This is a genomic window from Pantoea sp. X-Soil-TKNS-1207, assembly GCF_059730485.1.
The window spans coordinates 308,961-334,988 of the sequence record NZ_AP035958.1; the positions used below are offsets into that span (position 1 = coordinate 308,961).

General features: G+C 57.8%; 22 protein-coding genes and 1 riboswitch. Of the genes, 14 read left to right on the top strand and 8 right to left on the bottom strand.

All coding sequences use genetic code 11. The features are described from left to right. Positions 1-92 precede the first annotated feature (92 nt). A riboswitch (Lysine riboswitch) is annotated at positions 93-287 on the top strand. A gap of 113 nt (positions 288-400) precedes the next feature. Continuing rightward, positions 401-1,756: a lysine-sensitive aspartokinase 3 gene (gene lysC, locus AC6I8V_RS01335; protein ID WP_497844147.1), complete on the top strand. Its 1,356-nt coding sequence runs from the start codon at positions 401-403 to the stop codon at positions 1,754-1,756. 289 nt (positions 1,757-2,045) lie between these two features. Next, complete coding sequence (gene panS / locus AC6I8V_RS01340; protein ID WP_497844148.1) at positions 2,046-2,963, top strand: ketopantoate/pantoate/pantothenate transporter PanS; 918 nt, start codon at positions 2,046-2,048, stop codon at positions 2,961-2,963. A gap of 80 nt (positions 2,964-3,043) precedes the next feature. On the opposite strand, the gene AC6I8V_RS01345 is transcribed toward panS, so the two are convergent. Next, positions 3,044-3,637 (bottom strand): YhgN family NAAT transporter, encoded by a 594-nt coding sequence (locus tag AC6I8V_RS01345; protein WP_497844149.1) that lies wholly within the window; start codon positions 3,635-3,637, stop codon positions 3,044-3,046. Positions 3,638-3,858: 221 nt separating this feature from the next. On the opposite strand from AC6I8V_RS01345, the gene asd reads away from it, so the two are divergent. From asd to glgP, 6 genes are all read left to right on the top strand, one after another. After that, complete coding sequence (gene asd / locus AC6I8V_RS01350) at positions 3,859-4,968, top strand: aspartate-semialdehyde dehydrogenase (protein ID WP_497844150.1); 1,110 nt, start codon at positions 3,859-3,861, stop codon at positions 4,966-4,968. Positions 4,969-5,321: 353 nt separating this feature from the next. Then, positions 5,322-7,505, top strand: coding sequence for a 1,4-alpha-glucan branching enzyme (gene glgB / locus AC6I8V_RS01355; protein WP_497844151.1), 2,184 nt, complete (start codon positions 5,322-5,324; stop codon positions 7,503-7,505). After that, entirely contained in the window at positions 7,505-9,484 is a 1,980-nt protein-coding gene (gene glgX / locus AC6I8V_RS01360; RefSeq protein ID WP_497844152.1) for a glycogen debranching protein GlgX, read from the top strand. Before glgB ends, glgX begins: the two co-directional genes overlap by 1 nt. Before the next feature lie 10 nt (positions 9,485-9,494). After that, a complete protein-coding gene (gene glgC / locus AC6I8V_RS01365; protein WP_497844153.1) occupies positions 9,495-10,787 on the top strand; it encodes a glucose-1-phosphate adenylyltransferase in 1,293 nt (430 codons plus the stop codon). Positions 10,788-10,852: 65 nt separating this feature from the next. Beyond that, positions 10,853-12,286, top strand: coding sequence for a glycogen synthase GlgA (glgA, locus tag AC6I8V_RS01370; protein WP_497844154.1), 1,434 nt, complete (start codon positions 10,853-10,855; stop codon positions 12,284-12,286). Positions 12,287-12,305: 19 nt separating this feature from the next. After that, entirely contained in the window at positions 12,306-14,753 is a 2,448-nt protein-coding gene (gene glgP / locus AC6I8V_RS01375) for a glycogen phosphorylase (RefSeq protein WP_497844155.1), read from the top strand. Between the two features lie 87 nt (positions 14,754-14,840). On the opposite strand, the gene AC6I8V_RS01380 is transcribed toward glgP, so the two are convergent. After that, positions 14,841-15,398 (bottom strand): DcrB family lipoprotein, encoded by a 558-nt coding sequence (locus AC6I8V_RS01380; protein ID WP_497844156.1) that lies wholly within the window; start codon positions 15,396-15,398, stop codon positions 14,841-14,843. Between the two features lie 117 nt (positions 15,399-15,515). Then, positions 15,516-16,181 carry a 7-cyano-7-deazaguanine/7-aminomethyl-7-deazaguanine transporter gene (locus AC6I8V_RS01385; protein ID WP_497844157.1) on the bottom strand — a complete coding sequence of 222 codons (666 nt, stop codon included), beginning with the start codon at positions 16,179-16,181 and terminating at the stop codon, positions 15,516-15,518. Positions 16,182-16,375: 194 nt separating this feature from the next. Here AC6I8V_RS01385 and tusA point away from each other — a divergent pair, with 194 nt between their 5' ends. Further along, complete coding sequence (gene tusA / locus AC6I8V_RS01390) at positions 16,376-16,627, top strand: sulfurtransferase TusA (RefSeq protein WP_497844158.1); 252 nt, start codon at positions 16,376-16,378, stop codon at positions 16,625-16,627. A gap of 24 nt (positions 16,628-16,651) precedes the next feature. Here the strand turns inward: tusA and AC6I8V_RS01395 are convergent, their stop codons facing one another. Continuing rightward, entirely contained in the window at positions 16,652-18,913 is a 2,262-nt protein-coding gene (locus AC6I8V_RS01395; protein ID WP_497844159.1) for a zinc/cadmium/mercury/lead-transporting ATPase, read from the bottom strand. 94 nt (positions 18,914-19,007) lie between these two features. Next, on the bottom strand, positions 19,008-19,637 hold the full coding sequence (locus tag AC6I8V_RS01400; protein WP_497844160.1) for a lysoplasmalogenase: 630 nt from the start codon (positions 19,635-19,637) through the stop codon (positions 19,008-19,010). A gap of 164 nt (positions 19,638-19,801) precedes the next feature. On the opposite strand from AC6I8V_RS01400, the gene AC6I8V_RS01405 reads away from it, so the two are divergent. Next, positions 19,802-20,158, top strand: coding sequence for a DUF2500 domain-containing protein (locus AC6I8V_RS01405; RefSeq protein ID WP_497844161.1), 357 nt, complete (start codon positions 19,802-19,804; stop codon positions 20,156-20,158). Between the two features lie 66 nt (positions 20,159-20,224). Here the strand turns inward: AC6I8V_RS01405 and AC6I8V_RS01410 are convergent, their stop codons facing one another. Both AC6I8V_RS01410 and rsmD read right to left on the bottom strand, forming a co-directional pair. Continuing rightward, on the bottom strand, positions 20,225-20,494 hold the full coding sequence (locus tag AC6I8V_RS01410) for a DUF1145 family protein (protein WP_497844162.1): 270 nt from the start codon (positions 20,492-20,494) through the stop codon (positions 20,225-20,227). After that, positions 20,494-21,084 (bottom strand): 16S rRNA (guanine(966)-N(2))-methyltransferase, encoded by a 591-nt coding sequence (gene rsmD, locus AC6I8V_RS01415; RefSeq protein ID WP_497844163.1) that lies wholly within the window; start codon positions 21,082-21,084, stop codon positions 20,494-20,496. Before rsmD ends, AC6I8V_RS01410 begins: the two co-directional genes overlap by 1 nt. 230 nt (positions 21,085-21,314) lie before the next feature. Here rsmD and ftsY point away from each other — a divergent pair, with 230 nt between their 5' ends. The 4 genes from ftsY (at position 21,315) to rpoH (ending at position 25,509) form a co-directional block, all read left to right on the top strand. Continuing rightward, the gene (gene ftsY / locus AC6I8V_RS01420; RefSeq protein WP_497844164.1) at positions 21,315-22,754 is read left to right on the top strand and encodes a signal recognition particle-docking protein FtsY; all 1,440 of its coding nucleotides are present in this window, start codon (positions 21,315-21,317) and stop codon (positions 22,752-22,754) included. 5 nt (positions 22,755-22,759) lie between these two features. Next, positions 22,760-23,428 carry a cell division ATP-binding protein FtsE gene (ftsE, locus tag AC6I8V_RS01425; RefSeq protein WP_497844165.1) on the top strand — a complete coding sequence of 223 codons (669 nt, stop codon included), beginning with the start codon at positions 22,760-22,762 and terminating at the stop codon, positions 23,426-23,428. Further along, a complete protein-coding gene (ftsX, locus tag AC6I8V_RS01430; RefSeq protein WP_497844166.1) occupies positions 23,418-24,401 on the top strand; it encodes a permease-like cell division protein FtsX in 984 nt (327 codons plus the stop codon). Before ftsE ends, ftsX begins: the two co-directional genes overlap by 11 nt. Positions 24,402-24,651: 250 nt before the next feature. Continuing rightward, complete coding sequence (rpoH, locus tag AC6I8V_RS01435) at positions 24,652-25,509, top strand: RNA polymerase sigma factor RpoH (RefSeq protein WP_497844167.1); 858 nt, start codon at positions 24,652-24,654, stop codon at positions 25,507-25,509. A gap of 57 nt (positions 25,510-25,566) precedes the next feature. Here the strand turns inward: rpoH and panM are convergent, their stop codons facing one another. After that, on the bottom strand, positions 25,567-25,953 hold the full coding sequence (panM, locus tag AC6I8V_RS01440) for an aspartate 1-decarboxylase autocleavage activator PanM (protein WP_497844168.1): 387 nt from the start codon (positions 25,951-25,953) through the stop codon (positions 25,567-25,569). Positions 25,954-26,028 lie beyond the last annotated feature (75 nt).

The window sequence follows — 26,028 nt, forward strand, 5'->3', positions numbered from 1 at the left end:
AGACGGCGAAAGTGAAAAATCCTCAAACATCAGGCGTTGACAGCGACACAATTACCCGATATTTATGTGCGCGCTACTTGCACCTCCGGGTGCAAGCCAGAAGAGGCGCGTCGCCCAGGCAGTGTGTTGGAGGAACCGTATCCGGGGAAAACACATCATGGGGTGCGACGCCGAGATGGAGCAACACGCGGTGTGTTGGTCTGTCGGCTGCAGGGGCTGAATCCTCTGGGTTGTCACCAGAAACGTCCACAGTCGGACATTTCGCAAGGTGAAGTGCTTCTGGGTGACTCGTCTCCTGATCTTGTCTGCCCAATTCTGCTCTTCTCTTGTGCCAAGGCTGATAGAATGTCTTCCGTCCCAATAAAGCGGGAGAAAGATAACCTGACACGAGGTTCGTTACATGTCTCAAACTCTGATCGTGGCGAAATTTGGCGGCACCAGCGTTGCCGATTTTGATGCCATGAACCGCAGCGCCAACGTGGTGCTGTCCGATGCCAATACCCGTCTGGTGGTCCTTTCCGCCTCTGCCGGTGTCACCAATTTGCTGGTATCCCTTGCTGAAGGCAAAGAAGCGGCGCAACGTGCGCAGCTGCTGGATGATATCCGTCGTATTCAATATGCCATCATCGATCGTCTGCAATCGCCGGATGTGATCCGCGAAGAGATTGATCGGATGCTGGAAAACATCACCATGCTGTCAGAAGCGGCGGAACTGGCGACGTCCAATGCGCTGACCGACGAGCTGGTGAGCCACGGTGAACTGATGTCGACGCTGCTGTTCGTCGAAATCCTGCGCGAGCGTCAGGTCAATGCCGAGTGGTTTGATGTGCGTAAAGTGATGCGCACCAGCGATCGCTTTGGCCGTGCTGAGCCCGATCTGGCGGTACTGAAAGAACAATCGGCTGCGCTGCTGCAACCGCGTATCGCACAGGCGCTGGTGGTCACTCAGGGCTTTATCGGTAGCGAAAGCAAAGGCCGCACCACCACGCTGGGTCGTGGCGGCAGCGACTATACCGCTGCGCTGCTGGGCGAAGCTTTGCTGGCGTCGCGTGTGGATATCTGGACCGATGTGCCCGGAATCTACACCACCGACCCGCGCGTCGTGCCTGCCGCGAAGCGCATTGATGAAATCACCTTTGAAGAAGCGGCTGAAATGGCCACCTTCGGGGCCAAAGTGCTGCATCCGGCCACGCTGCTGCCCGCAGTGCGCTGCGATATTCCGGTGTTCGTCGGCTCCAGTAAAGACCCGGCCGCCGGTGGTACGCGCGTCTGCAACGAAACCCAAAATCCGCCGCTGTTCCGGGCGCTGGCACTGCGCCGCAAGCAAACGCTGCTGACGCTGCACAGCCTTAACATGCTGCACGCGCGTGGTTTCCTTGCCGAGGTGTTCAACATTCTGGCGCGCCACAGTATCTCCGTCGATTTGATCACCACCTCCGAAGTGAGCGTGGCGCTGACGCTGGATACCACTGGCTCCACCTCCACCGGCGACAGCCTGCTGACCCAGGCGCTGCTGACGGAACTCTCTTCCCTGTGCCGGGTTGAAGTAGAGGAGAACCTCGCGCTGGTGGCGATTATCGGCAACAACCTGTCGAAAGCCTGCGGTGTCGGCAAAGAGGTGTTTGGCGCTCTGGAGCCATTCAATCTGCGCATGATTTGCTACGGCGCCAGCAGCTACAACCTGTGCTTCCTGGTTCCGGGCGGCGATGCGGAAGAAGTGGTGCGCGCGCTGCATAAAAATCTTTTTGGCTCGTAAGGCACACCAGGTAGCGGCGCGACAAATTGCGCCGCTACCAACCCTCGCGCGACAAATCCGTGGTGTGATCCACCGTCTTTTAGCGGAAAACGCAGAGTAATTTCTGCTACTTCCCCCGGTTCAGTAGCAGCCGATAGGCATTTTCCCCGCATCCTCACTTCGCGCCTTACGTCACGATAACGAAATGTTATGATCCCGCGTCCGTCGTGGCAGTCGTTCCCTGCACGGCATTTCATCTGTGGCAACACTACGTAATGACATAATAAAACCTGCATAAGGAAGTTCGTCCATGCTCGGCAAAATTACCCGCCTGTTCCCGCTGTGGGCCGTGTTGCTCTCGGTCGCTGCCTATTATTCTCCGTCCACCTTCCTCGGCATTGGCCCGTGGGTGACGTATCTGCTGATGCTGATTATGTTTGGCATGGGCGTGACGCTCAATATTGATGATTTCAAACGCGTGCTGGTGCGTCCGGCTCCGGTTATTGCCGGTACTTTTCTGCATTATCTGGTGATGCCGCTGGCGGCATGGGGCCTGGCGAAGCTGTTCCAGATGCCGCCGGACCTGGCGGCAGGCATGATTCTGGTGGGCAGCGTGGCAAGCGGCACCGCCTCAAACGTGATGATCTATCTGGCGAAGGGCGATGTGGCGCTGTCTGTCACCATCTCCTCGGTTTCGGCGCTGGTGGGCGTGTTTGCCACACCGCTGCTGACGCGCTTCTATGTCGATACCCATATCCAGGTTGATGTGGTCGGGATGCTGCTCAGCATCATCAAAATCGTGTTGATCCCGATTGGTGTTGGCCTGATTGTCCACCATTCAATGAACAGCGTGGTCCGTCGCGTGGAGCCATATCTGCCAGCGTTTTCCATGGTGTGTATTCTGCTGATCATCAGCGCGGTGGTGGCGGGCAGCCAGGGCTTTATCGGCTCGGTGGGGCTGGTGGTGATTGCGGCGGTGATCCTGCACAACGCCATTGGTCTGCTCGGCGGTTACTGGGGTGGCAAGCTGTTTGGCTTCGATGAATCCACCTGCCGTACTCTGGCGCTGGAAGTGGGAATGCAGAACTCCGGTCTGGCGGCAACGCTGGGCAAACTCTACTTCTCGCCGCTGGCGGCACTGCCCGGCGCGCTGTTCTCGGTGTGGCACAACCTGTCAGGTTCGCTGCTGGCGGGTTACTGGTCAGGCAAACCGATCAAGAAGAAGTAAGGTTGCAACGGTGCGAATGAATTCGCACCCTACATGGCCCGGTCGGTATTTATGCCGACCAGGCCATGAACCCTGCGGCGCTACAGCTTAAGGTAGGCGCGGATCCCATCAAGAAACATCTGCGTTGCCAGCATAATCAAAATCAATCCCATCAGGCGCTCCAGCGCGTTCACGCCTTTATCTCCCAGCAGACGTAAAAACAGCCCGGACAGCAGCAAAATCACCACCGTCACGCCCCAGGCGATCAGCAGCGCGCCCACCAGATGCGTCATCTGCTGCGGATACTGATGCGACAACAGCATCAACGTCGCCAGCAATGAAGGGCCAGCCACCAGTGGAATCGCCAGCGGCACCAGAAACGGCTCCTCGCCAGCCGGCAGACCGGTGCTGCTGGTTTCCGCCGAAGGAAAAATCATGCGAATGGCGATCAGGAACAAAATGATGCCGCCGGAGATCGACACCGTTTCGGTGCGCAGATTAAGAAACGCCAGAATGCGCTCACCGGCAAATAAAAACAGCAGCATCAATGCCAGTGCAATCAGCATTTCGCGGATCAGCACCACGCGGCGACGCTTCGGCTCCAGATGCTTCAATACCGACATAAATATCGGCAGGTTGCCCAGCGGGTCCATAATCAGCAGCAATAATATGGTGGCGGAGATCATTTCAGTCATTTGTGTTTACTTATCCCTTTGCCGCGCGCAGCGTCGTTATTAGTTGCGCTGCTGAAAAAGTTAGCGCAATCGAATTAATTCACTTGCCAGAAGTGCAGCATTTTGTAGAGTTGAGGGTCATAGGTAAACCTGATTATTACGCAGACCGGCAGGATAATCCGGCCGGTTTTTCTCTCGCATCAAACCGGGCCTCCTTGTGAGCACCCGAGACGGACAGAAGAATGAAGAATGTAGGTTTTATTGGTTGGCGTGGGATGGTCGGCTCCGTGCTGATGTCCCGCATGAGCGAAGAACGTGATTTTGATGTGATCAATCCGGTCTTCTTCTCCACTTCGCAACTCGGTCAGGCGGCACCGGCATTCGGCAGCAAGTCGACCGGCGCGTTGCAGGATGCTTTTGATATCGATGCGCTGAAGGCGCTCGACATCATCATCACCTGCCAGGGCGGCGATTACACCAGTGAAGTCTACCCGAAGCTGCGCGCCAGCGGCTGGCAGGGTTACTGGATTGACGCGGCCTCAACGCTGCGCATGAAAGATGACGCCATCATTATTCTCGACCCGGTTAACCATCAGGTGATTCGTCAGGGCCTCGACAGCGGCATCAAAACCTTTGTCGGCGGCAACTGCACCGTCAGCCTGATGTTGATGTCACTCGGCGGCCTGTTCGCGAACGATCTGGTGGAGTGGGCGTCCGTTGCCACTTACCAGGCGGCATCCGGCGGCGGTGCGCGTCATATGCGCGAGCTGCTGACCCAGATGGGAATGCTGCACGACCACGTAGCGAAATCGCTGCAAAACCCGGCTTCGGCAATCCTCGACATCGAGCGCAGCGTTACCGATTTCACCCGTTCCGGCACGCTGCCGACCGACAACTTTGGCGTTCCGCTGGCGGGCAGCCTGATTCCGTGGATCGACAAACAGCTGGAAAACGGCCAGAGCCGCGAAGAGTGGAAAGGCCAGGCTGAGACCAACAAAATTCTCAGCACCCGCAACGTGATCCCGGTTGATGGTCTGTGCGTGCGCGTCGGCGCGCTGCGCTGCCACAGCCAGGCGTTTACCCTGAAGCTGAAAAAAGATGTGCCGCTGGCAGAGATCGAACAACTGCTGGCTGCGCACAACGCGTGGGTCAAAGTGGTGCCGAACGATCGCGAGATCACCATGCGTGAACTGACGCCAGCGGCGGTCACCGGTACGCTGACCACCCCGGTGGGACGTCTGCGCAAACTGAATATGGGGCCGGAGTATCTCTCGGCCTTCACCGTGGGCGACCAGCTGCTGTGGGGTGCGGCAGAGCCGCTGCGCCGTATGCTGCGCCTGCTGGTGGACTAAGCGTAACGAGAAAATACAGGCCGGGATTTCCCGGCCTTTTTTGCATTTCAGGCTGCAACTCTTAACCCAAATTTCGCCTGACCAGTGATCGGCTTCCCCTTTTTGCTCTCCCGAAAATAATTTTTTGCGATCCTCCCTGGCTTCTGCCAGCCCCAAGCTATGATTTAACAATGATGTGCCGGTAGTTGACTGTTTTGCTTTTCGAACTGAATGGTTGTTGTACACGGCAAAGATTTTTAGCCACGGACGGTGGCCTTCCTTGCCGTGTACTCATGGCTCAATGAAGAGCAGCGCATCTGACCAGGTTTTCACACCTGACGCAGTTCGCCTGCCAAATGTCACAGGAAGAAATCATGTCAGAGCTTCCCGATCGCCATGCGATCAATGCCCTGTTTGCGGGTAATTATTCCGATCCCTTTTCCCTGCTGGGGATGCACCAGACCGTTGACGGTCTGGAGGTGCGAGCCTTGTTGCCCGATGCGTCAGAGGTGTGGGTGATTGAAACCAGCACCGGGCGTAAATGCGCGCAGCTCAAATGCCTCGACTCGCGTGGTTTCTTCAGTGGCGTGATCCCGCGTCGTAAAAACCTGTTCCGCTACCAGCTGGCGGTGAACTGGCACGGGCAGCAAAACCTGATTGATGATGCCTACCGCTTTGGCCCGTTGCTGGCCGAGATGGATGCCTGGCTGCTGGCCGAAGGCACCCATCTGCGTCCGTACGAAACCCTCGGCGCGCACGGCACCACCATTGATAGCGTCAGCGGGACGCGCTTTGCCGTCTGGGCGCCGAATGCCCGGCGGGTATCGGTGGTGGGCGAATTTAACTTCTGGGATGGCCGTCGCCATCCGATGCGTTTTCGCCGCGAACTCGGCATCTGGGAGCTGTTTGTTCCCGGCGCGGTAAACGGTCAGCTGTATAAATTCGAGATTATTGATGCCAGCGGGACGATGCGTATCAAAGCCGATCCGTTCGCCTTTGAGGCGCAGATGCGTCCGCAAACCGCGTCGATGATCTGCGGTCTGCCGCCGAAAACAGAGATGAGCCAGCAGCGCAAAGCGGCCAATGCCTTTGACGCGCCCATCTCGATTTACGAAGTCCACCTCGGCTCCTGGCGGCGCCACACCGAAAACAACTTCTGGCTCAGCTACAAGGAGTTGTCGGAGCAGCTAATTCCCTACGTGAAAGAGATGGGGTTTACCCATATCGAGCTGATGCCGATCAATGAGCATCCGTTTGACGGCAGCTGGGGTTATCAGCCGCTCGGCATGTACGCGCCGACGCGCCGTTTTGGTACCCGCGACGAATTCCGCCAGTTTATCGCCAGCGCCCATGCCGCCGGGATTAGCGTGCTGCTGGACTGGGTGCCGGGCCATTTCCCCAGCGATGATTTCGGTCTGGCGAAGTTTGATGGCACTGAACTGTACGAACACAGCGATCCGCGCGAGGGCTACCATCAGGACTGGAATACGCTGATCTACAACTTTGGCCGGCGCGAGGTGAGCAACTATCTCTCCGGTAACGCGCTCTACTGGCTGGAGCGTTTCGGCATTGACGGGCTGCGTGTCGATGCGGTGGCGTCGATGATTTATCGCGACTACAGCCGCGCCGAAGGTGAATGGATCCCCAACCATTATGGCGGGCGCGAAAACCTCGAAGCCATCGCCTTCCTGCGCTACACCAACCGTACGCTGGGCCGCGCCGCGCCCGGCAGCGTCACCGTGGCGGAAGAGTCCACCGATTATCCCGGCGTTTCGCGGCCGCCTGAAGCTGGCGGTCTCGGCTTCTGGTTCAAGTGGAACCTTGGCTGGATGCACGACACGCTGGATTACATGAAACACGACCCGGTGCATCGCCGCTACCATCACGACCTGATGACCTTCGGGATGCTTTACAACTACACCGAGAACTTTGTGCTGCCGCTGTCCCATGACGAAGTGGTGCACGGCAAGCGTTCGATTCTCGATCGTATGCCGGGCGATCCCTGGCAGAAGTTTGCCAACCTGCGCGCCTACTACGGCTGGATGTGGGCGTTCCCTGGCAAGAAACTGCTGTTTATGGGCGGAGAATTTGCTCAGGGCAAAGAGTGGAACCACGATGTCAGCCTCGACTGGCATCTGCTGGAAGGGGCGGATAACTGGCATCACGGCGTGCAGCGCCTGGTACGCGATCTTAACCACAGCTATCGCCACTACACCCCGCTGCACCAGCTTGATTTCGATCCCAACGGTTTTGAGTGGCTGGTGGTGGACGATCACGAGAACTCGGTATTTGCCTTCGCGCGCCGCGACCGCGACGGCAACGAAGTGATTGTCATCAGCAATTTCACCCCGGTGCCGCGTCACCACTATCGCTTCGGCGTGAATCAGGCCGGTAGCTGGCGTGAGGTGCTGAATACCGACCAGCATGACTACCACGGCAGCGATGTGCGTAACCATCTGGTGCATACCGACGACATCCAGAGCCACGGTCGGCCGCAATCCCTCAGTTTGTCCGTGCCGCCGCTGGCGACGGTCTGGCTGGTGCGGGAGGCTGAATAATGCTGGAGAGCGGGCAACCGTCACCGTTGGGCGCGCATTACGATGGTCGCGGCGTCAACTTCACGCTGTTTTCCCGCCATGCGGAAAAAGTCGAGTTGTGCCTGTTTGATCACCACGGTGTCGAGCGCCGCTTTCCGCTGCCGCAACGCAGTGGCGATATCTGGCATGGCTACTTTCCGGCGCTGGAGCCGGGCCAGCGCTACGGCTATCGGGTTTACGGTCCGTGGGCGCCCGCGCAGGGCCATCGGTTTAATCCGGCGAAACTGTTGATCGACCCCTGCGCCAAAGCGGTGGTGGGCGATGTGCCGGACGATCCGCGTTTTTTCAGCGGCGAGACGCTGCCCGATAGCCAGGATAACGCTGCCATCGCGCCGAAATCGCTGGTGGTGGCCGAGGGTTTTGACTGGGAAGAGGACCGGCCGCTGCGTACGCCCTGGGGCAAAACGGTGATTTATGAAGCGCATGTGCGTGGGCTGACAAAGCAACATCCGGAAATTCCGGAAAGGCTGCGCGGGACTTATGCGGCGCTGGGCCATCCTGTTATGGTGAAGTATCTGCGCCATCTTGGCATCACCGCGCTGGAGCTGCTGCCGATTGCCCACTTTGCCAGCGAGCCGCGCCTGCTGCGGCTTGGGCTGAGTAATTACTGGGGCTACAACCCGTTTGCGCTGTGGGCGGTCGATCCGCGCTACGCCTCGGGAGAACATGGCCTGACGCCCTTGCAGGAGTTCCAGCAGGCGGTGAAGGCGCTGCACGCGGCGGGCATCGAGGTGATTCTCGATGTGGTGTTTAACCACACCGCCGAGCTGGAGGAGATCGGTCCGGTGATCTCGCTGCGCGGCGTGGATAACGCCAGCTATTACTGGCTGGACGAGCAGGGCGAGTATCAAAACTGGACCGGTTGCGGCAATACGCTGAACCTCAACCAGCCTCAGGTGATGGCCTGGGCGCTGGAAGCGCTGCGCTACTGGGTGCGCGACTGCCATATCGACGGCTTCCGCTTTGACCTGGCATCAGTGCTTGGCCGCACGCCCGATTTTCATCAGGATGCGCCGCTGTTTGCCGCTATCAAAGCGTGCCCGCTGCTGTCCAAAGTGAAACTTATCGCCGAACCCTGGGATATCGGTCCCGGCGGCTATCAGGTTGGTAACTTTCCACCGCCGTTTGCCGAGTGGAACGATCATTTCCGCGATGCGGCCCGGCGTTACTGGCTGCATGGCGAGTTAAACAACGGTGCGTTTGCCCGTCGTTTTGCCGCCTCCAGCGACGTGTTCCAGCATGAGGCGCGTCTGCCGCACGCCAGTATCAATCTTATCACCGCGCACGACGGCTTTACGCTGCGGGATGTGGTGAGCTTCAACCATAAACACAATCAGGCTAACGGCGAAGACAATCGCGACGGCAGCAACGGCAACTTCAGCCATAACCACGGCAAAGAGGGGCTGTACGTCAATTTCGATATTGTCGAGCGGCGACGACGCAGCGTGCACGCCTTGCTCACCACGCTGCTGCTGGCACAGGGCACGCCGATGCTGCTGGCCGGTGACGAACGGGGTCACAGCCAGCATGGCAACAATAATGCCTACTGTCAGGATAACCCGCTGGCCTGGCTGAACTGGCAACAGGATGATTTTGGACTGGTCGACTTCACTGCCGCGTTAATCCATCTGCGTCAGCGCATTCCCGCGCTCACCGCAGATCGCTGGTGGCAGGAGGGCGATGGCAATGTGCAGTGGTTCAATGCCAGCGGCAAACCACTGGAGAAGGAGGGGTGGGAACAGGAGGTGCATAGAATGCAAATCCTGCTCTCCGGCCGCTGGTTAATAACAATCAACGCCACGGAATCGGTGAGTGACCTCGCCTTACCAGACGGAGAGTGGCGTGCCATTCCTCCTTTCGCCGGGGAAGATAACCCCATTTTGACAACTGTCTGGCACGGTCCCGCACACGGTGTGTGTGTGTTCCAAAAGCAATCATAAGGAGTCAGACATGGTGAAATTAGATAGAACAGATGATCTGATGCTGGCGCGCCAGCTCCCTACACAAACGGTCGCCCTGATCCTCGCCGGAGGACGCGGCACGCGCCTGAAAGATCTCACCGCCAAGCGCGCCAAACCGGCGGTGCACTTCGGCGGTAAGTTCCGCATCATCGACTTTGCGCTCTCCAACTGTCTCAATTCGGGCATTCGGCGCATTGGCGTGATTACGCAATATCAGTCACATACGCTGGTGCAGCATATCCAGCGTGGCTGGTCGTTTTTCAACGAAGAGATGAATGAGTTTGTTGATCTGCTGCCTGCGCAACAGCGCTTCTCTACCGAGCACTGGTATCGCGGCACGGCGGATGCGGTGACGCAAAACCTCGACATCATTCGCCGTTACAACGCCCAGTACGTGGTGATCCTCGCCGGGGATCACATCTATAAAATGGATTACTCGCGGATGCTGCTGGACCACGTCGGACGTGGCGCCAAATGCACTATCGCCTGTCTGCCGGTCCCGCTGGAGGAAGCCACTGCCTTTGGCGTGATGGCGGTGGATGCCGATAACAACGTGATCGATTTTGTGGAAAAACCGCCGAAACCCCCCTCAATGCCGGGCGATGACAGCCGGGCGCTGGCCAGTATGGGGATCTATGTGTTTAACGCGGATTATCTCTACCAGCTGCTGGAAGAAGACCTGCAATTACCAGAGTCCAATCACGATTTCGGCAAAGATCTGTTGCCGAAAATTGTGGCCAGCGGCGACGCCTACGCGCACTCCTTTACGCTCTCCTGCGTGCAGAGCGACGATAGTGCCGAGCCATACTGGCGCGACGTCGGGACGCTTGAAGCCTACTGGCGCGCCAACCTTGATTTGGCTTCCGTCACCCCGGAACTGGACATGTATGACCATACCTGGCCGATCCGCACCCATATGGAGCCGCTTCCTCCGGCGAAATTTGTGCAGGATCGATCCGGCAGCCACGGCATGACGATGAACTCGCTGGTCTCCGGCGGCTGCATTATCTCCGGCTCGGTGGTGGTGAATTCGGTACTTTTCCCGCGCGTACGTGTGAACTCCTTTTGCAACATCGATTCTTCGGTACTGCTGCCCGATGTGGTGGTTGGCCGATCCTGCCGTCTGCGCCGCTGCGTGATCGATCGCGCCTGCGTGTTGCCTGAAGGCATGGTGATTGGCGAAAACCCCGATGAAGACAGCCGTCGATTCTACCGTTCAGAAGAGGGCATCGTGCTGGTGACCCGCGCCATGTTGGGCAAACTTGCTGGCGCCGATCGCTGAGTGACGAACAAGCACACAGGCATTCGCCGCGTGGAGCGCGGGCGATAACACTAAAGGGGTCCAGGATGCAGGTTTTACATGTCTGTTCAGAACTTTTCCCGCTGTTGAAAACTGGCGGGTTGGCTGATGTTGTCGGCGCTTTACCGCAGGCACAAATTGCCGGTGGTACGGATACGCGGGTGCTGCTGCCCGCGTTTCCTGATCTGCGTAAAGGGATTCCGGATACGGAAATTGTGGCGGAGTTGCCAACCTTTGCCGGTTTTGTTCGTTTACTTTTTGGACATTTCAACGGGGTTGGCATTTATTTAATTGATGCGCCGGGATTGTACGATCGCCCCGGCAGTCCGTACCACGATGAGTCACAGTTCGCCTATGTCGATAACTATCTGCGCTTTGCGCTGCTCAGCTGGATGGGCTGCGAAATTGCCTGCGGGCTGGATACCTACTGGCGGCCGGATATCGTCCACGCCCATGACTGGCACGCCGGGCTGACCTGTGCCTATCTGGAAGCGCGCGGCCGACCGGCAAAGTCGGTGTTTACCGTGCACAACCTGGCGTATCAGGGGCTGTTCGCTGCGCAGCATATGGCGCAGATCCAGCTGCCCGCGTCTTTTTTCAATATGCATGGGCTGGAGTTCTACGGTCAGATTTCTTATCTAAAGGCCGGCCTGTTTTATGCCGATCATATAACCGCAGTCAGTCCGACCTATGCTTTGGAGATCACCCGCCCGGAGTTTGGCTACGGCATGGAGTCGCTGCTGGCCCAGCGCCTGCGTGAAGGGCGGCTGAGTGGGGTACTGAATGGCGTCGATCCCGGTATCTGGGACCCGGCGCATGACCTGCTGCTGACCGCGCGTTACAACCGTGACACGCTGGAAAGCAAAGCCGAGAACAAACGTCAGCTGCAAATCGCCATGGGGTTGAAAGTTGATGACAAAGTGCCGGTTTTTGCTGTGATCAGTCGCTTAACGCGGCAAAAAGGTTTAGATCTGGTACTGGAAGCGCTGCCCGGTTTGCTGGCGCAGGGCGGCCAGCTGGTGCTGCTGGGGCAGGGGGATGCCGAGTTGCAGCAGGGCTTTCTGGCGGCAGCGGCGGAACATCCTGGCAGCGTCGGCGTGCAGATTGGCTATCACGAAGCCTTTTCGCACCGCATTGTCGGCGGGGCGGATGTGATTCTGGTGCCGAGCCGCTTCGAGCCGTGCGGCTTAACCCAGCTGTATGGTCTGAAATACGGCACCTTGCCGCTGGTGCGCCGGACCGGCGGGCTGGCGGATACGGTGAGCGATAGCTCGCTGGAAAACCTGGCGGATGGTATCGCCAGCGGCTTTAGCTTCGAAGACAGTAATGCCTGGTCGTTGCTCAGAGCGATAAGGCGCGCTTTTGTTCTGTGGTCACGTCCTTCACTCTGGCGTTATGTTCAGCGTCAGGCGATGGGGATGGATTTTAGTTGGCAGGTGGCTGCACAAGCCTACCGCGATCTTTATCAACGTTTGCTGTAATGATATTGGGATACCGGATATGAACGCACCTTTCACCTATGCCTCACCCACACTGACGGTTGAAGCGCTGAAGCACTCGATAGCCTATAAGCTGATGTTCACCATCGGCAAAGATCCCTCCATCGCCAATAAGCATGAGTGGCTCAACGCCTCGCTGCTGGCGGTCCGCGACCGCATGGTAGAGCGCTGGCTGCGTTCCAGCCGTGCGCAGTTGTCGCAGGATGTGCGCCAGGTTTATTACCTGTCGATGGAGTTCCTGATGGGCCGCACGCTGGGTAACGCGCTGCTGGCGATGGGGATTTATGACGACCTCAATCAGGCGCTGGATGAGATGGGGCTTGATCTCAGCGAACTGATGGAAGAAGAGAACGATCCCGGTCTCGGCAACGGCGGTCTCGGACGCCTTGCCGCCTGCTTCCTCGATTCGCTGGCGACGCTCGGCCTGCCGGGTCGCGGCTACGGTATCCGTTACGATTACGGCATGTTTAAGCAGAATATTGTCGACGGCCAGCAGCGCGAATCGCCGGATTACTGGCTGGAATATGGTAACCCGTGGGAGTTCCAGCGTTTTAACACCCGCTACAAAGTGCGTTTTGGCGGCCGTGTGCAGCATGAAGGCAGCCGACTGCGCTGGATCGAAACCGAAGAGATCCTCGCGATTGCCTATGATCAGATCGTTCCCGGTTTCGACACCGATGCCACCAACACGCTACGGCTGTGGGGCGCGCAGGCCAGTAACGAAATCAACCTCGGTAAATTCAATCAGGGCGACTACTTCGCGGCGGTGGAAGATAAAAACCACTCGGAAAACGTGTCGCGCGTGCTGTATCCCGACGACTCCACCTATTCCGGCCGCGAACTGCGCCTGCGTCAGGAGTATTTCCTTGTCTCCTCGACGGTGCAGGACATCCTCAACCGCCACTGGCAGATGCATCAGACGTGGGACAATCTGGCGGATAAAATCGCCATCCATCTGAACGATACCCATCCGGTGCTGGCGATCCCGGAGCTGATGCGCCTGCTGATCGACGAGCAGAAATTTACCTGGGACGATGCGTTTGAAGTGACCTGCCAGGTGTTCTCCTACACCAACCACACGCTGATGACCGAAGCGCTGGAAACCTGGCCGGTAGATATGATCGGTAAGATCCTGCCGCGTCATCTCAGCATCATCTTTGAAATCAACGACTACTTCCTGAAAACCATTCAGGAATATTACCCGGATGACTGGGATCTGATGTCGCGTATCTCGATCATTGATGAGAACAATGGCCGTCAGGTACGAATGGCGTGGCTGGCGGTGGTGGTGAGCCATAAGGTGAACGGTGTCTCTGAGCTGCACTCCAACCTGATGGTGCAGTCGCTGTTTGCCGATTTCGCCCGATTATTCCCTGGCCGTTTCTGCAATAAAACCAATGGCGTGACGCCGCGCCGCTGGCTGGCGCTGGCCAACCCGGCCCTGTCTGAGGTGCTGGATGAAGCCATTGGCCGCACCTGGCGTACCGATCTCAGCCAGCTCAGCGACTTAACGCCGCAGATTGATTACCCGGCCTTTATCGAACAGATTGCCGATGCCAAATTTGCCAACAAAAAACGCCTCGCGGATTGGGTGGCGAAGAACCTCGACATCGTGCTCGATCCTCACGCGTTGTTTGATGTGCAAATCAAACGTATCCATGAATACAAACGTCAGCTGCTGAACGTGCTGCATGTGATCACCCGCTACAACCGCATCAAGGCCGATCCGAATGCCGATTGGGTGCCGCGCGTGAATATCTTCGCCGGGAAAGCGGCGTCGGCATATTACGTGGCTAAGCACATCATCCATCTGATCAACGATGTGGCGAAGGTGATCAACAACGATCCTGATGTGAAGAACAAACTGAAGGTGGTGTTTATTCCCAACTACGGGGTCAGCCTGGCGCAGATCATTATCCCGGCGGCAGATCTCTCCGAGCAGATCTCCACCGCAGGCACCGAGGCGTCCGGCACCAGTAACATGAAATTCGGTCTGAACGGCGCGTTAACCATTGGTACGCTGGATGGCGCCAACGTAGAAATGCGCGAGCACGTCGGCGCAGAAAATATCTTTATCTTCGGCAACACCACGCCGCAGGTGGAGAAACTGCGTAAGGATGGCTACAACCCACGTAAATACTACGAGGAAGATGCCGAGCTGCATCAGGCGCTGACGCAAATCGCCAGCGGACTGTTCAGCCCACAGGAGCCAGGACGCTACCGCAACCTGTTCGATGCGCTGGTCAACTTTGGCGATCACTACCAGCTGCTGGCGGATTACCGCAGCTACGTTAATACCCAGGACAAAGTGGATAAGCTGTATCGACAGCCGGATGAGTGGCAACGGCGTGCGGCGCTTAATATCGCCAATATGGGGTATTTCTCGGCGGACCGTACCATTCAGGAGTATGCCGATGAGATCTGGCATATTTCGCCGGTGAGGTTGTGACGGCGCGATAAATCGCGCCTGGGATTTGGCGGGTCGGCATGAATGCCTCCCTACAGGACAACGTAGGGTGCGCATTCATACGCATCACTATTTCAGCGTGATGCTTTTAACGATATTGTCTGCATCGCTTTGCGCCTGCTGCTGATTGTCAGCGGGCAGGGTGATTTGCAGGGTCAGCAGTTTGCCGTCCACTTTCGCCAGAATGACGGACGACCAGGAGGTCTGGTGGTTAGCGGAGATCACCGTATCCAGCTGCTGAGCAGGCTGACCATTAAGCGTCACCGCTTTGTTCGCCACGACCTGCAACTGCGGATCGCGGTTGCGCTGCTGCTGCTCCAGACGCTGTGACAGTGAATCCAGCGCTTCATTGGTCGGATCGCCGGCAATCACGATAATCGCGCGCGCGCCGGTCTGATCGGCGTATACGTGCATATTGGTTGATTCTGAACCGAGTTTGCCGCTTTTGTCAGACATACCCGCAGGCAGGGTGAAGCTCAGTTTACCGTCCATCAGATTAATCGTCTGGCTTGACTGGCTGGCGCTGGCGCCATTGTCAGCCGCTGGCGCGTCATCTTTCTTCTGGTCACAAGCCGCGAGGCCAAATACCAACAGGCCAATGCCCGCATATTTCACTAAATTTCGCATTCTTATCCCTTTCACAAGATTCCAGTCAGGCGTTATCAAATCGAAATCGGCGGTCAAAAGCAACCGCCGGTTTGTCAGGAAATCTTAGCGTGCGTGGGACGGATGCTCTACGTGCAATTAGCCGAAATTCATTTGACGCTGGGCGCTACGCTCCGCCATACGCTTCAGCGCAGCGTTGAGCAGCACACCATAGGCTGGCAGGAAGAAAATCATGCAGATCAGCACCTTGAAGCTGTAATCCACCAGCGCGATCTCCACCCAGTGCTGGGCCATAAACGGGTCGGGGCTTTTGTAGAAGGCGATAAAGAAGAAGGCCAGCGTATCGCTGATATTGCCAAGGAACATCGCGGCGGCCGGTGCAATCCACCACTGCGGCAAACGGCGCAGACGGTTAAATACGTGCACATCCAGAATCTGCCCCAGCGCATAGGCCATAAAGCTGGCGCTGGCGATACGTGCGACAAACAGATTCACCTGCTCCAGCGACGCCCAGCCCTGCCATTCGCCCTGATAAAACACGCAGGAGACGATGTAAGAGATAAACAGCGCCGGGATCATCACGGCCAGGATAATGCGGCGTGCCAGCGGCGCGCCAAAAATGCGCACGGTGAGATCGGTAGCGAGGAAAATAAACGGAAAGCTGAACGCGCCCCAGGTGGTGTGGAAGCCAAAAATGGCCACCGGCAACTGCACCAGATAGTTACTGGAGGTGATCACCAGCAGGTGAAAAAGCGACAGCCAAAACAGCGCATACATGCGCTGACGCGGAGAAAAAGCGATCATATTGAGCCTTTTTAATGATGGGGTGAGGGAACCCAGGGCCGCGGTTGGTTGCGACGGTAAACGAAAAATCGGCGGCATATTATCGCGTTGTGCGATTTATGCAATGGTTAATTTTAACGCAATCGTTATCGCCTTGCGCTGGTGAATGAGCGCGCTAGAATGAGCGCCCTCCCTTGTAAAACAGACAGAGAATCATGAGCGATCCCTTTTCCGCGCCGGACCACACCCTCGATGCCCTTGGCTTACGTTGCCCGGAGCCGGTGATGATGGTGCGTAAAACCGTGCGCCAGATGCAGGCCGGTGAAACCCTGCTGATTATCGCCGACGATCCGGCGACCACGCGTGATATTCCCGGCTTTTGCCGCTTTATGGAACATACGCTGCTGGCGCAGCAGACGGAAACCCTGCCGTACCACTATCTGATTCAGAAAGGAACGGATGCCTGAGAGCAGGCATCCGTTCATTCTTCCTTAGCGGGAACGCAGCAAGCGCAGCGCATTGGCGGTCACCAGCGCCGTGGCCCCGGAATCTGCCAGCACCGCCAGCCACAAACCGGTAAAACCAAGCAGGGTCGTCACCAGGAACAACGCCTTCAGCCCGAGCGCCAGCGCGATATTTTGCCGGATGATGCGGCGTGTACGGCGCGCCAGCGCCACGGTACGTGGCAGAATCGCCAGCCGGTTTTGCGTCAGCGCCGCATCGGCGGCCTCCAGCGCCACGTCGGTGCCGCTGCCCATGGCAATCCCCAGCGTGGCGGCCTTCATCGCCGGCGCATCGTTGATACCGTCGCCCACCATCGCCAGCGCCTGTCGGGCGTCAAGCGCGCGTACCGCCTCCACCTTGGCGGCGGGCAGCAGCCCAGCGCGGTAATCAATGTTGAGTTCAGCTGCAATCGCGGCGGCGGCGCGCGGGTTATCGCCGGTCAGCATCAGGCTGCCGATGCCGAGTTTTTGCAGCTCCGCCAGCGCGCTGACGGCCTCGGCACGTAGCCGATCCTGCAACGCCAGCAGGCCGAGCGGGCGACCATCCTGCAATAGCACCACCACGGTTTTGCCCTGCGCTTCATGCTGCGCGATGGCCTGCTGCTGCGCATCGATCAGGTTTTTCACTTCACGCGGGGCCAGCAGCTGATAGCTGACGCCGTCAATCTGCGCCTGGATACCGCTGCCTGCCAGCGTGTGCTGGTTGCTGGCCGCGGGCAGGGCAAGCTGACGGCGGGCGGCTTCCGCCACAATCGCCAGCGCCAGCGGATGGCTGGAACCCTGCTCAACGGCGGCGCTCAGCGCCAGCAGCTGATTTTGCGCGGTGCTGCTGAAGGTCAGCACATCGGTTACCTGCGGCTTGCCCTCGGTCAGCGTGCCGGTTTTATCGAACGCCATCATGCTGACGCGGCTGAGGCGTTCCAGCGCGGCGCCGCCTTTGATCAGCGCGCCCTGGCGTGCGGCCGCGGCCAGCCCGGAGGTGATGGCGGCTGGGGTGGAGATCACCAGCGCACAGGGGCAGCCAATCAGCAGCAGCGTCAGCCCTTTGTAAATCCACGGCAGCCAGTCACCGCCGCCCAGCAGCGGCGGCAGCGTCATTACCAGCAGCGCCAGCAGCATAATGGCCGGGGTGTAGACGCGGCTGAAGCGATCGATAAAGCGTTCGACCGGCGCGCGATGACTTTCGGCTTCCTCAATCAGTTGCAGAATACGGTCAATGGCGCTGTGGCCCGGTTCGGAGATCACCTTCAGGGTGACCAGACGATCAACGCTGGTGGCGCCGGCCATCACCGTATCGCCAGACTGATGCGCCACCGGCACCGATTCACCGGTCAGGGCGCTTTCGTCAAAGCTGGCGGCGGCGGTAAGCAACGCGCCATCGGCGGGCAGACGCCCTCCCGCAGCCACTTCAATCACATCACCGGGCTGCAACGCCGTCAGCGCGACCTGTTCACGCAGCGCGCCACGCAGCCGCGTGGCGTTGTCCGGGCGTAGCGCCATCAGCGCGGTCACGCCACGGCGGGCGCGGGCGGCGGCATAGGCTTCCAGCCGTTCGCCCAGCTGAAACAGCAGCAGCACCATCGCGGCTTCGGCATGTGCGCCAATCACCAGCGCGCCAGCGGCAGCCAGCGTCATCAGGGTTTCGATACTAAAGGGGGAGCCGCTACGCAGCAGACGCCACGCACTCCGCGCGATCGGCAGCAGGCCAATCAGGGTGGTAGCAATAAACAGGCGATCGCCCCAGACCGGAGCAAACTGGCTCAGCAGCCAGCTGGCGAGCATCAGCAGGGTTAGCAGCAGCAAACCGGCGTTTTCTTTCAGCCGTGACGGTGGTGTCTGAGGATCGGTGGAGATCAGGCTGAACCCGGCGTTTTTTACCGCCTGTTCAATGGCCGGACGAATATCTTTTTCAGCGTCAACCACCAGCTTTTCACTGGCAAAGATGACGCGCGCGGTGCGCACCTGCGGCAGCTTTTGTACCGCGTTTTCGATTTTGCGCGCGCAGCTCGGGCAATCCATACCGGCAATTTGCCAGCGGAATTGCTGTGCGCTGGGGCTGGGCCTGTCGCTCTCTTCGTCGGCGTCGCCGCCCGGACTGCCGCTGTCACAGCAGCTGCAACTGCTTTCGGGCGTCACCGGCTGCGCGGCGGAAATCTGTAGCGTCACCGGACGTGCGCTGCTGATGGCGCACAGCGGCTGCGGTTTGCCGTGGCTTTTGCCACAGCGGCAGGCATGAGAATGTTGATGCATGTAACCTCCGGATTCAGGGGCGGGGGAATGACCCGCACCCTGATGCTACACTCTGGAGTGCACTCCAGAGTCAAGCGTTAAGGTTACTTTTTCTTCAGTAGAGCCACAGGGAACGCACGATCATAAAGTGACCGGCGAAGTAGCAGGCAGCCACGATGGCGCTATCGGCGCTGAAACGGCGGCGATAATGCGAGATAAACCAGACGATATTCGCCAGCAACAACAACCCGGCTCCCACCAGCAGCGAGAAGCTGAAATCGGTAGGGCGGAAGAAGTAGTTCTCGGCTGCCATCCAGTTCATCACCAGCGTCATACCGATAAAGGTACAAACCGGCCAGCGCAGCTCCTCCAGCTTCGTCCAGATGATGCCAATCAACAGCAGGCCAATCACCAGCAGCGTCAGCGGAATCGGCCAGAAGAACGACATGGTCATATGCGCGGCGAAGCTGATGGTGTAGAGCAGGTGGGATAAAAAGAACGCTCCCAGCGCGTACAGCATCTGCTGGCGCGGCAACAGCGTCAGCGCATCGCCAACCAGCGTCGCCACCAGACCCGCCAGAATCAGATAGTCGGTGGTGTTGAACGTGGGCGCTTGCCAGGCCCAGGCGACCAGCAGCAATAAGGTGACGGGTTTAAACAGCCAGCGCTGCCATTGCGGGCCGCGGTATGACGCATCGACATAGAGCCAACCGGAAAAAAGTACGGCAAGGAAAGACCAAAGCATGTTTTCTCCCTTTTCTGGACGTTTTGTCCGCCAGTCTGATGAATTTTCCCAAAATCGCGATCCCAGTGTAAGTTACCGGCGGTGAATGTGACAATCGGGCAACTCTGGTTGTATCCTTTATCCTCTTTACCCTTCCGACATTAGCGCAAAGCACGAGAGAAAACATGAGCAAACCACCGCTACTCTTTTTTATCGTTCTGGCGATTATTGCCGTTTTGGCGACCCGTCAGTTTATTAAGCAACGCCGTGAGACCGCGGTGAACGATGCTTCCCCGATCCGCACCCTGAGTGTTGAAGTGAAAACCAAGCGCGAATATCCGTCACCGAATCGCCGCTCGCGTCAGCGGGAAGTGATTGCCGGGGAAGATATGAAGTATGAAGCCTGGTTCCATCCGCTGAATGGGGCGGGAGATTTCAAGCTCATCGTTGATGCGGGCGATTATCACCAGATGGATAAAGGCGTGAAGGGTGAGCTGAAGCTGAAGGGCACGCGGTTTGTGAGTTTTACGCCGGCGCAATAACGTGGCCAGGTCGGCATGAATGCCGACCCTGCGCCGTAGGGTGCGCATTTATGTGCACCCGGCAATTTATCCTTTCGGATAATGTTTCTTCTGCCACGCCAGCAGCTCAAACACACCGAAAAAGAAAATCTTCCATTGGGTGGCGCCCCCCAGTTTCGGCGCGTCCTTAGGCTGAGTGGCGCGCAGCAGCACCAGCTGCAATCCGTGCATAATCACCATAAAGAACAACGCCACGTTCACGAAATAGCGCAGCGGCGCAGGGAACGGGTGGACCAGATTTAACAGCAAAAATGCCCAGACGCAGATCATCAATAAACGTCCCAGATTAAGCCACATTACACATCTCCTTGTTGGCGCTGATATAAACGATAAGCCACTTGTCCGGCAATTTTTTCGCGGTGCAAATCCCAGTTGGCCGGGACCGGCAGCGCGCCATGTTCCACTTCGCTTTCGACGTAAATCAACGCCTCATCCGCCAGCCAGCCATTCTGTTCCAGCAGCGTCAGCGTCTCCTGCAACAATCCCTTACGAAACGGCGGATCGACAAACACCACGTCAAAGGCCTCGCCTGGCTGACTCAGCCATTGCAGCGTATTGGTCTGCACCACCTTGCCGTTGCTGGCGCGCAGCGTTTGCAGGTTTTGCATCAATTGCTGCGCCACCGGGCGTTCCAGCTCCAGCAGCGTGGCGGAGGCGGCAAAACGCGACAGCGCTTCCAGCCCGAGCGCGCCACTGCCCGCAAAGCAATCGAGGCAGCGCGCCTGCTGAATATCTGGCGCCAGCCAGTTAAACAGCGTTTCACGTACGCGATCGGTGGTCGGGCGCAGGCCTGCGCTATCGGGCACCGGTAATTTACGGCCGCGCCATTGTCCGCCAATGATGCGGATCTGACCAGCAGCGCCGCTGCTGCGGGGGGATTTACTCATTTCACTCACAACTCGTCATAATTTGTTGCGTAGTTTAACGGGCGTAGCAGGCAGAAGAAACGTTAAAAAAGGGTGCTGTGGTGCGCTGGCTGGAAAGTGTTAGACTACTGAGTTGGTATAGCGTGCGTAATTCACTGATTTTTACGCGGCTGAAGCCTTCAAATTGAATTTTTTATCCCCTGGGAACAGCGTGCTACCGGGAATAAGCCATCGAGGAGTGTAGTCACACAATGGCAAAAGAGAAAAAACGCGGCTTTTTTTCCTGGCTAGGCTTTGGCAAAGAAGAAGAGACGCAACAGCCTGCGGATGAGCAGCAGCAACCTGCCGACGTGGCGCAGGAGCCAGCCGTTGAAGAGAGCGCGTTAGATCGCGCCGAAGCGCAGGCGGAAGCAACCGTAGCCGTCACCGAACAGGTGGCAGAGCAGCAGGCGGAAGCCGAACCGATCGCCGAAGCTGAACCGATCGCCGAAGTAGAACCGATCGCCGAAGCCGCGCCGGTCACGGCGATTGCTGAAGAGGTGCTGCCGGAAGAGATCGCCCATCCTGAGGTTGCGCCGATTGAAGAAACGCCGCAGCTGGAAGAGCTGGCGCAGGAAGAAGACGATGCCGCGCTGAGCGATGAAGAACTCGAAGCGCTGGCACTGGCGGAAAGCGAGCCGGAAGCGGAGGCTGAAGAGGTGCAGGACACCGTCAGCGATCTGCCGCTGGCAGCCGCACCGATTGTTGCGCAGGAGCAGGAGCGTCCCACCAAAGAGGGCTTCTTTGCCCGTCTGAAACGCAGCCTGGTAAAAACCCGTGAAAATCTCGGTTCCGGATTTATCGGTCTGTTCCGCGGCAAGAAAATCGATGACGATCTGTTCGAGGAGCTTGAGGAGCAGCTGCTGATTGCTGACGTGGGCGTCGAAACGACCCGTCGCATCATCACCAATCTGACTCAGCAGGCGAACCGTAAGCAGCTGCGTGATGCAGAAGCGCTCTACGGCCTGCTGAAAGCCGAAATGGCCGGCATTCTGGAGAAAGTGGATGCACCGCTGAATGTCGCAGGCAAAACGCCGTTCGTCATTCTGATGGTTGGCGTCAACGGCGTGGGTAAAACCACCACCATCGGCAAGCTGGCGCGTCAGTACCAGGCCGAGGGGAAATCGGTGATGCTGGCGGCGGGCGATACCTTCCGCGCCGCGGCGGTTGAACAGCTCCAGGTGTGGGGCCAGCGCAACAACATTCCGGTGGTGGCGCAGCATACCGGCGCGGATTCCGCATCGGTGATTTTTGATGCCATCCAGGCCGCGAAAGCGCGTCAGGTTGATGTACTGATCGCCGATACTGCCGGGCGTTTGCAGAACAAATCGCACCTGATGGAAGAACTGAAAAAGATTACCCGCGTGATGAAGAAGCTGGATGAGGAAGCGCCGCATGAAGTGATGCTGACCCTCGACGCCAGCACCGGGCAGAACGCCATCAGCCAGGCCAAACTGTTCCACGAAGCGGTGGGTCTGACCGGTATCACGCTGACAAAACTGGATGGCACCGCAAAAGGCGGTGTGATCTTCTCGGTTGCCGATCAGTTTGGCATTCCGATTCGTTATATCGGTGTTGGGGAAGGCATCGAGGATTTACGGCCGTTTAAGGCCGCAGACTTTATTGAGGCACTGTTTGCCCGAGAGGACTAATTGGGATGATTCGCTTTGAAGAGGTCAGTAAGGCATATCTGGGCGGACGTCAGGCGCTCCAGGGCGTGGATTTTCATCTGCGCCCCGGCGAAATGGCGTTTCTGACCGGCCATTCTGGCGCGGGGAAAAGTACCTTACTGAAGCTGATTTGTGGCATTGAGCGCCCGAGCGCCGGGCAGATCTGGTTCAGCGGACACGACATCACCCGGCTGCGGAACAGCGAAGTGCCCTTTTTACGTCGTCAGATTGGCATGATCTTCCAGGATCACCATCTGCTGATGGATCGTTCGGTGTATGACAACGTGGCAATCCCGCTGATTATTTCGGGTGCCAGCGGGGAAGATATCCGTCGTCGCGTGTCGGCGGCGCTGGATAAAGTCGGTCTGCTCGACAAAGCGAAAAGTTTCCCGATTCAGCTCTCTGGCGGTGAACAACAACGTGTCGGGATCGCGCGTGCGGTGGTGAATAAACCTGCGGTGCTGCTGGCGGATGAACCTACCGGTAACCTCGACGATGCGCTGTCAGAAGACATTCTGCGGCTGTTTGAAGAGTTCAACCGCGTTGGCGTCACGGTGCTGATGGCAACACATGACATGGGACTGATTTCCCGTCGCAATTACCGCATGATGACGCTCAATCAGGGACGCCTGCACGGAGGCCACGATGGTCAATAAACGCAATAAGCGCGCACCTGCGCCGAAAGCGAAACAGCCTTCGAAAAGCAAAGCGCTGAAGGGCGGCTGGCAGGAACAGTGGCGCTACGCGCTGCGCGGCACCCTTTCCGATATGTGGCGTCAGCCGCTGGCGACGCTGCTGACGGTGATGGTGATTGCTATCTCGCTGACGCTGCCGAGCGTCTGCTACATGGTATGGAAAAACGTCAGCCAGGCGGCGACCCAGTGGTATCCGGCGCCGCAGCTGACGGTGTATCTCTCTAAAACGCTGGATGACAGCGCCGCAGAGAACGTCACCGCGCAGCTCAAGCAGCTCGATGGCGTGGATAACGTCAATTATCTGACGCGCGAAGAGGCGCTCAACGAGTTCCGCAACTGGTCTGGTTTCGGCGGCGCGATGGATATGCTGGAGCAGAATCCGTTGCCGGCGGTGGCGATCATCACACCGAAGCTGAATTTCCAGAACTCCAACACCATGGCGGATCTGCGCGATCGCGTGGCGAAGGTGCAGGGCGTCGATGAAGTGCGGATGGATGACAGCTGGTTTGCCCGCCTGGCGGCGCTGACCGGGTTAGTCGGACAGATTGCTTCGATGATTGGCCTGCTGATGGTGATTGCGGTGTTCCTGGTGATTGGCAACAGCGTGCGCCTCAGCATCTTTGCCCGACGCGATACCATCAATGTGCAGAAACTGATTGGCGCGACCGACGGTTTTATCCTGCGGCCGTTCCTGTATGGTGGGGCATTGCTGGGCTTTAGCGGCGCGGTGCTGTCGCTGCTGCTGTCCGAAGTGCTGGTGCTGCGCCTGCAATCGGTGGTGGCAAATGTGGCATCGGTATTCGGTACGACCTTTGTTCTGGAAGGCTTTTCCTGGGACGAAGGGCTGCTGTTGCTGCTGATTGCCGCCATCATCGGCTGGATTGCCGCCTGGCTGGCGACGGTACAACATTTACGTCGATTTACGCCGCAGTAAACGCCTGCAACATTTTTTTGGTATAATGATCCTCTGCTGCCGACATTCGGGCGCAGAGGATTTTTTCTCCGCTTCCCTTCCTGTCATCTGTGTGTAAAATATTCACTGCTATGATTGAACTTGTGGATAACTTTAATCTCTAAGTTCGGTAGCACAGATTGCTTTCGGATTTCCAGCGACGTTGACATACTGTATCGTCTGCTCAGGGAAAGATACGTGCAGCAATTCCACTGATTTTGTGAGGGTTTGAATGACCAAAGAAATGCAAACTTTAGCTATTGCTCCTCTTGGCAACCTGGAATCTTATATTCGGGCTGCTAACGTCTGGCCGATGCTGTCGGCGGAAGAGGAAAAAGCGCTGGCTGAACGGCTGCATTACCAGGGCGATCTGGATGCGGCTAAGACGCTGATCCTGTCTCATCTGCGCTTTGTAGTTCATATCGCTCGTAACTATTCCGGTTACGGCTTGCCACAGGCAGACCTGATTCAGGAAGGTAACATCGGCCTGATGAAGGCGGTGCGTCGCTTCAATCCTGAAGTGGGTGTGCGCCTGGTGTCCTTTGCCGTGCACTGGATTAAAGCTGAGATTCACGAATACGTGCTGCGTAACTGGCGTATCGTGAAGGTCGCCACCACCAAAGCACAGCGTAAGCTGTTCTTTAACCTGCGTAAATCTAAGCAGCGTCTGGGTTGGTTCAACCAGGACGAAGTTGAAATGGTGGCGCGTGAGCTGGGCGTGAGCAGCAAAGACGTGCGTGAAATGGAATCCCGCATGGCGGCACAGGACATGACTTTTGACATGTCGTCTGACGACGAAAATGGCGAAAGCAAAACCATGGCCCCGGTGCTGTATCTGCAGGATAAAACCTCCGACTTTGCCGATGGCATCGAAGAGGACAACTGGGATGCACACGCTGCTGATAAACTCAGTGATGCGATGCAGGGCCTGGACGAGCGTAGCCAGCATATCATCCGCGCACGCTGGTTGGATGAAGAGAACAAAACCACCTTGCAGGAACTGGCCGATCAATACGGCGTTTCCGCAGAGCGTGTACGCCAGCTGGAAAAGAACGCCATGAAGAAACTGCGTATGGCGATTGAAGCCTGATAATCAACGGGCAAAAAAAGGGCGACTTTTACAGTCGCCTTTTTTTATGTCTGTCGTTCAGCGCGTCCAGCCATCGGCCTGCGCGCGAAAGCCGCAGGCCTGCATAAACGCGGCGCGCACGGCCTGATCGTCCGTTCCCTCATCGGCAATCCACCACTCCGCCAGCGCGCTGTTCTGCGCCAGCGTCTCCTCAAGTAGATATTTCCCCACCCCGCGGCGACGGGTGACTTCACGCACCTTGAGATGGGTGATTTTCCCCTGAGTGCCGCTGATGGTCAGCCGCAGGGCCGCCAGCAGACGTTGATTAAAACGCGCGGCATAGACACGCTGCGTTTCACTCAGCTGGGCTTCCAGCTGCGCAATATCCATCTCCGGCCAGACTTTGGTCAGATCGATACGATCCTGCGTCGTCAACGATGTTAAGCGCTGAATAGTGAGCTTCATTACTCCTGCCTGTACTAGTGCAAAGGGCATAGTGTAGCGAATTTAGACAGTCAGAGCGCTGTCACTTTTTTTTGA

What these genes read in the sequence shown, in the direction of transcription:
- lysC (WP_497844147.1), top strand. Translation starts at nt 401, where the DNA reads ATGTCTCAAACTCTGATCGTGGCGAAATTTGGCGGCACCAGCGTTGCC.
- panS (WP_497844148.1), top strand. Translation starts at nt 2,046, where the DNA reads ATGCTCGGCAAAATTACCCGCCTGTTCCCGCTGTGGGCCGTGTTGCTC.
- AC6I8V_RS01345 (WP_497844149.1), bottom strand. Translation starts at nt 3,637, where the DNA reads ATGACTGAAATGATCTCCGCCACCATATTATTGCTGCTGATTATGGAC.
- asd (WP_497844150.1), top strand. Translation starts at nt 3,859, where the DNA reads ATGAAGAATGTAGGTTTTATTGGTTGGCGTGGGATGGTCGGCTCCGTG.
- glgB (WP_497844151.1), top strand. Translation starts at nt 5,322, where the DNA reads ATGTCAGAGCTTCCCGATCGCCATGCGATCAATGCCCTGTTTGCGGGT.
- glgX (WP_497844152.1), top strand. Translation starts at nt 7,505, where the DNA reads ATGCTGGAGAGCGGGCAACCGTCACCGTTGGGCGCGCATTACGATGGT.
- glgC (WP_497844153.1), top strand. Translation starts at nt 9,495, where the DNA reads ATGGTGAAATTAGATAGAACAGATGATCTGATGCTGGCGCGCCAGCTC.
- glgA (WP_497844154.1), top strand. Translation starts at nt 10,853, where the DNA reads ATGCAGGTTTTACATGTCTGTTCAGAACTTTTCCCGCTGTTGAAAACT.
- glgP (WP_497844155.1), top strand. Translation starts at nt 12,306, where the DNA reads ATGAACGCACCTTTCACCTATGCCTCACCCACACTGACGGTTGAAGCG.
- AC6I8V_RS01380 (WP_497844156.1), bottom strand. Translation starts at nt 15,398, where the DNA reads ATGCGAAATTTAGTGAAATATGCGGGCATTGGCCTGTTGGTATTTGGC.
- AC6I8V_RS01385 (WP_497844157.1), bottom strand. Translation starts at nt 16,181, where the DNA reads ATGATCGCTTTTTCTCCGCGTCAGCGCATGTATGCGCTGTTTTGGCTG.
- tusA (WP_497844158.1), top strand. Translation starts at nt 16,376, where the DNA reads ATGAGCGATCCCTTTTCCGCGCCGGACCACACCCTCGATGCCCTTGGC.
- AC6I8V_RS01395 (WP_497844159.1), bottom strand. Translation starts at nt 18,913, where the DNA reads ATGCATCAACATTCTCATGCCTGCCGCTGTGGCAAAAGCCACGGCAAA.
- AC6I8V_RS01400 (WP_497844160.1), bottom strand. Translation starts at nt 19,637, where the DNA reads ATGCTTTGGTCTTTCCTTGCCGTACTTTTTTCCGGTTGGCTCTATGTC.
- AC6I8V_RS01405 (WP_497844161.1), top strand. Translation starts at nt 19,802, where the DNA reads ATGAGCAAACCACCGCTACTCTTTTTTATCGTTCTGGCGATTATTGCC.
- AC6I8V_RS01410 (WP_497844162.1), bottom strand. Translation starts at nt 20,494, where the DNA reads ATGTGGCTTAATCTGGGACGTTTATTGATGATCTGCGTCTGGGCATTT.
- rsmD (WP_497844163.1), bottom strand. Translation starts at nt 21,084, where the DNA reads ATGAGTAAATCCCCCCGCAGCAGCGGCGCTGCTGGTCAGATCCGCATC.
- ftsY (WP_497844164.1), top strand. Translation starts at nt 21,315, where the DNA reads ATGGCAAAAGAGAAAAAACGCGGCTTTTTTTCCTGGCTAGGCTTTGGC.
- ftsE (WP_497844165.1), top strand. Translation starts at nt 22,760, where the DNA reads ATGATTCGCTTTGAAGAGGTCAGTAAGGCATATCTGGGCGGACGTCAG.
- ftsX (WP_497844166.1), top strand. Translation starts at nt 23,418, where the DNA reads ATGGTCAATAAACGCAATAAGCGCGCACCTGCGCCGAAAGCGAAACAG.
- rpoH (WP_497844167.1), top strand. Translation starts at nt 24,652, where the DNA reads ATGACCAAAGAAATGCAAACTTTAGCTATTGCTCCTCTTGGCAACCTG.
- panM (WP_497844168.1), bottom strand. Translation starts at nt 25,953, where the DNA reads ATGAAGCTCACTATTCAGCGCTTAACATCGTTGACGACGCAGGATCGT.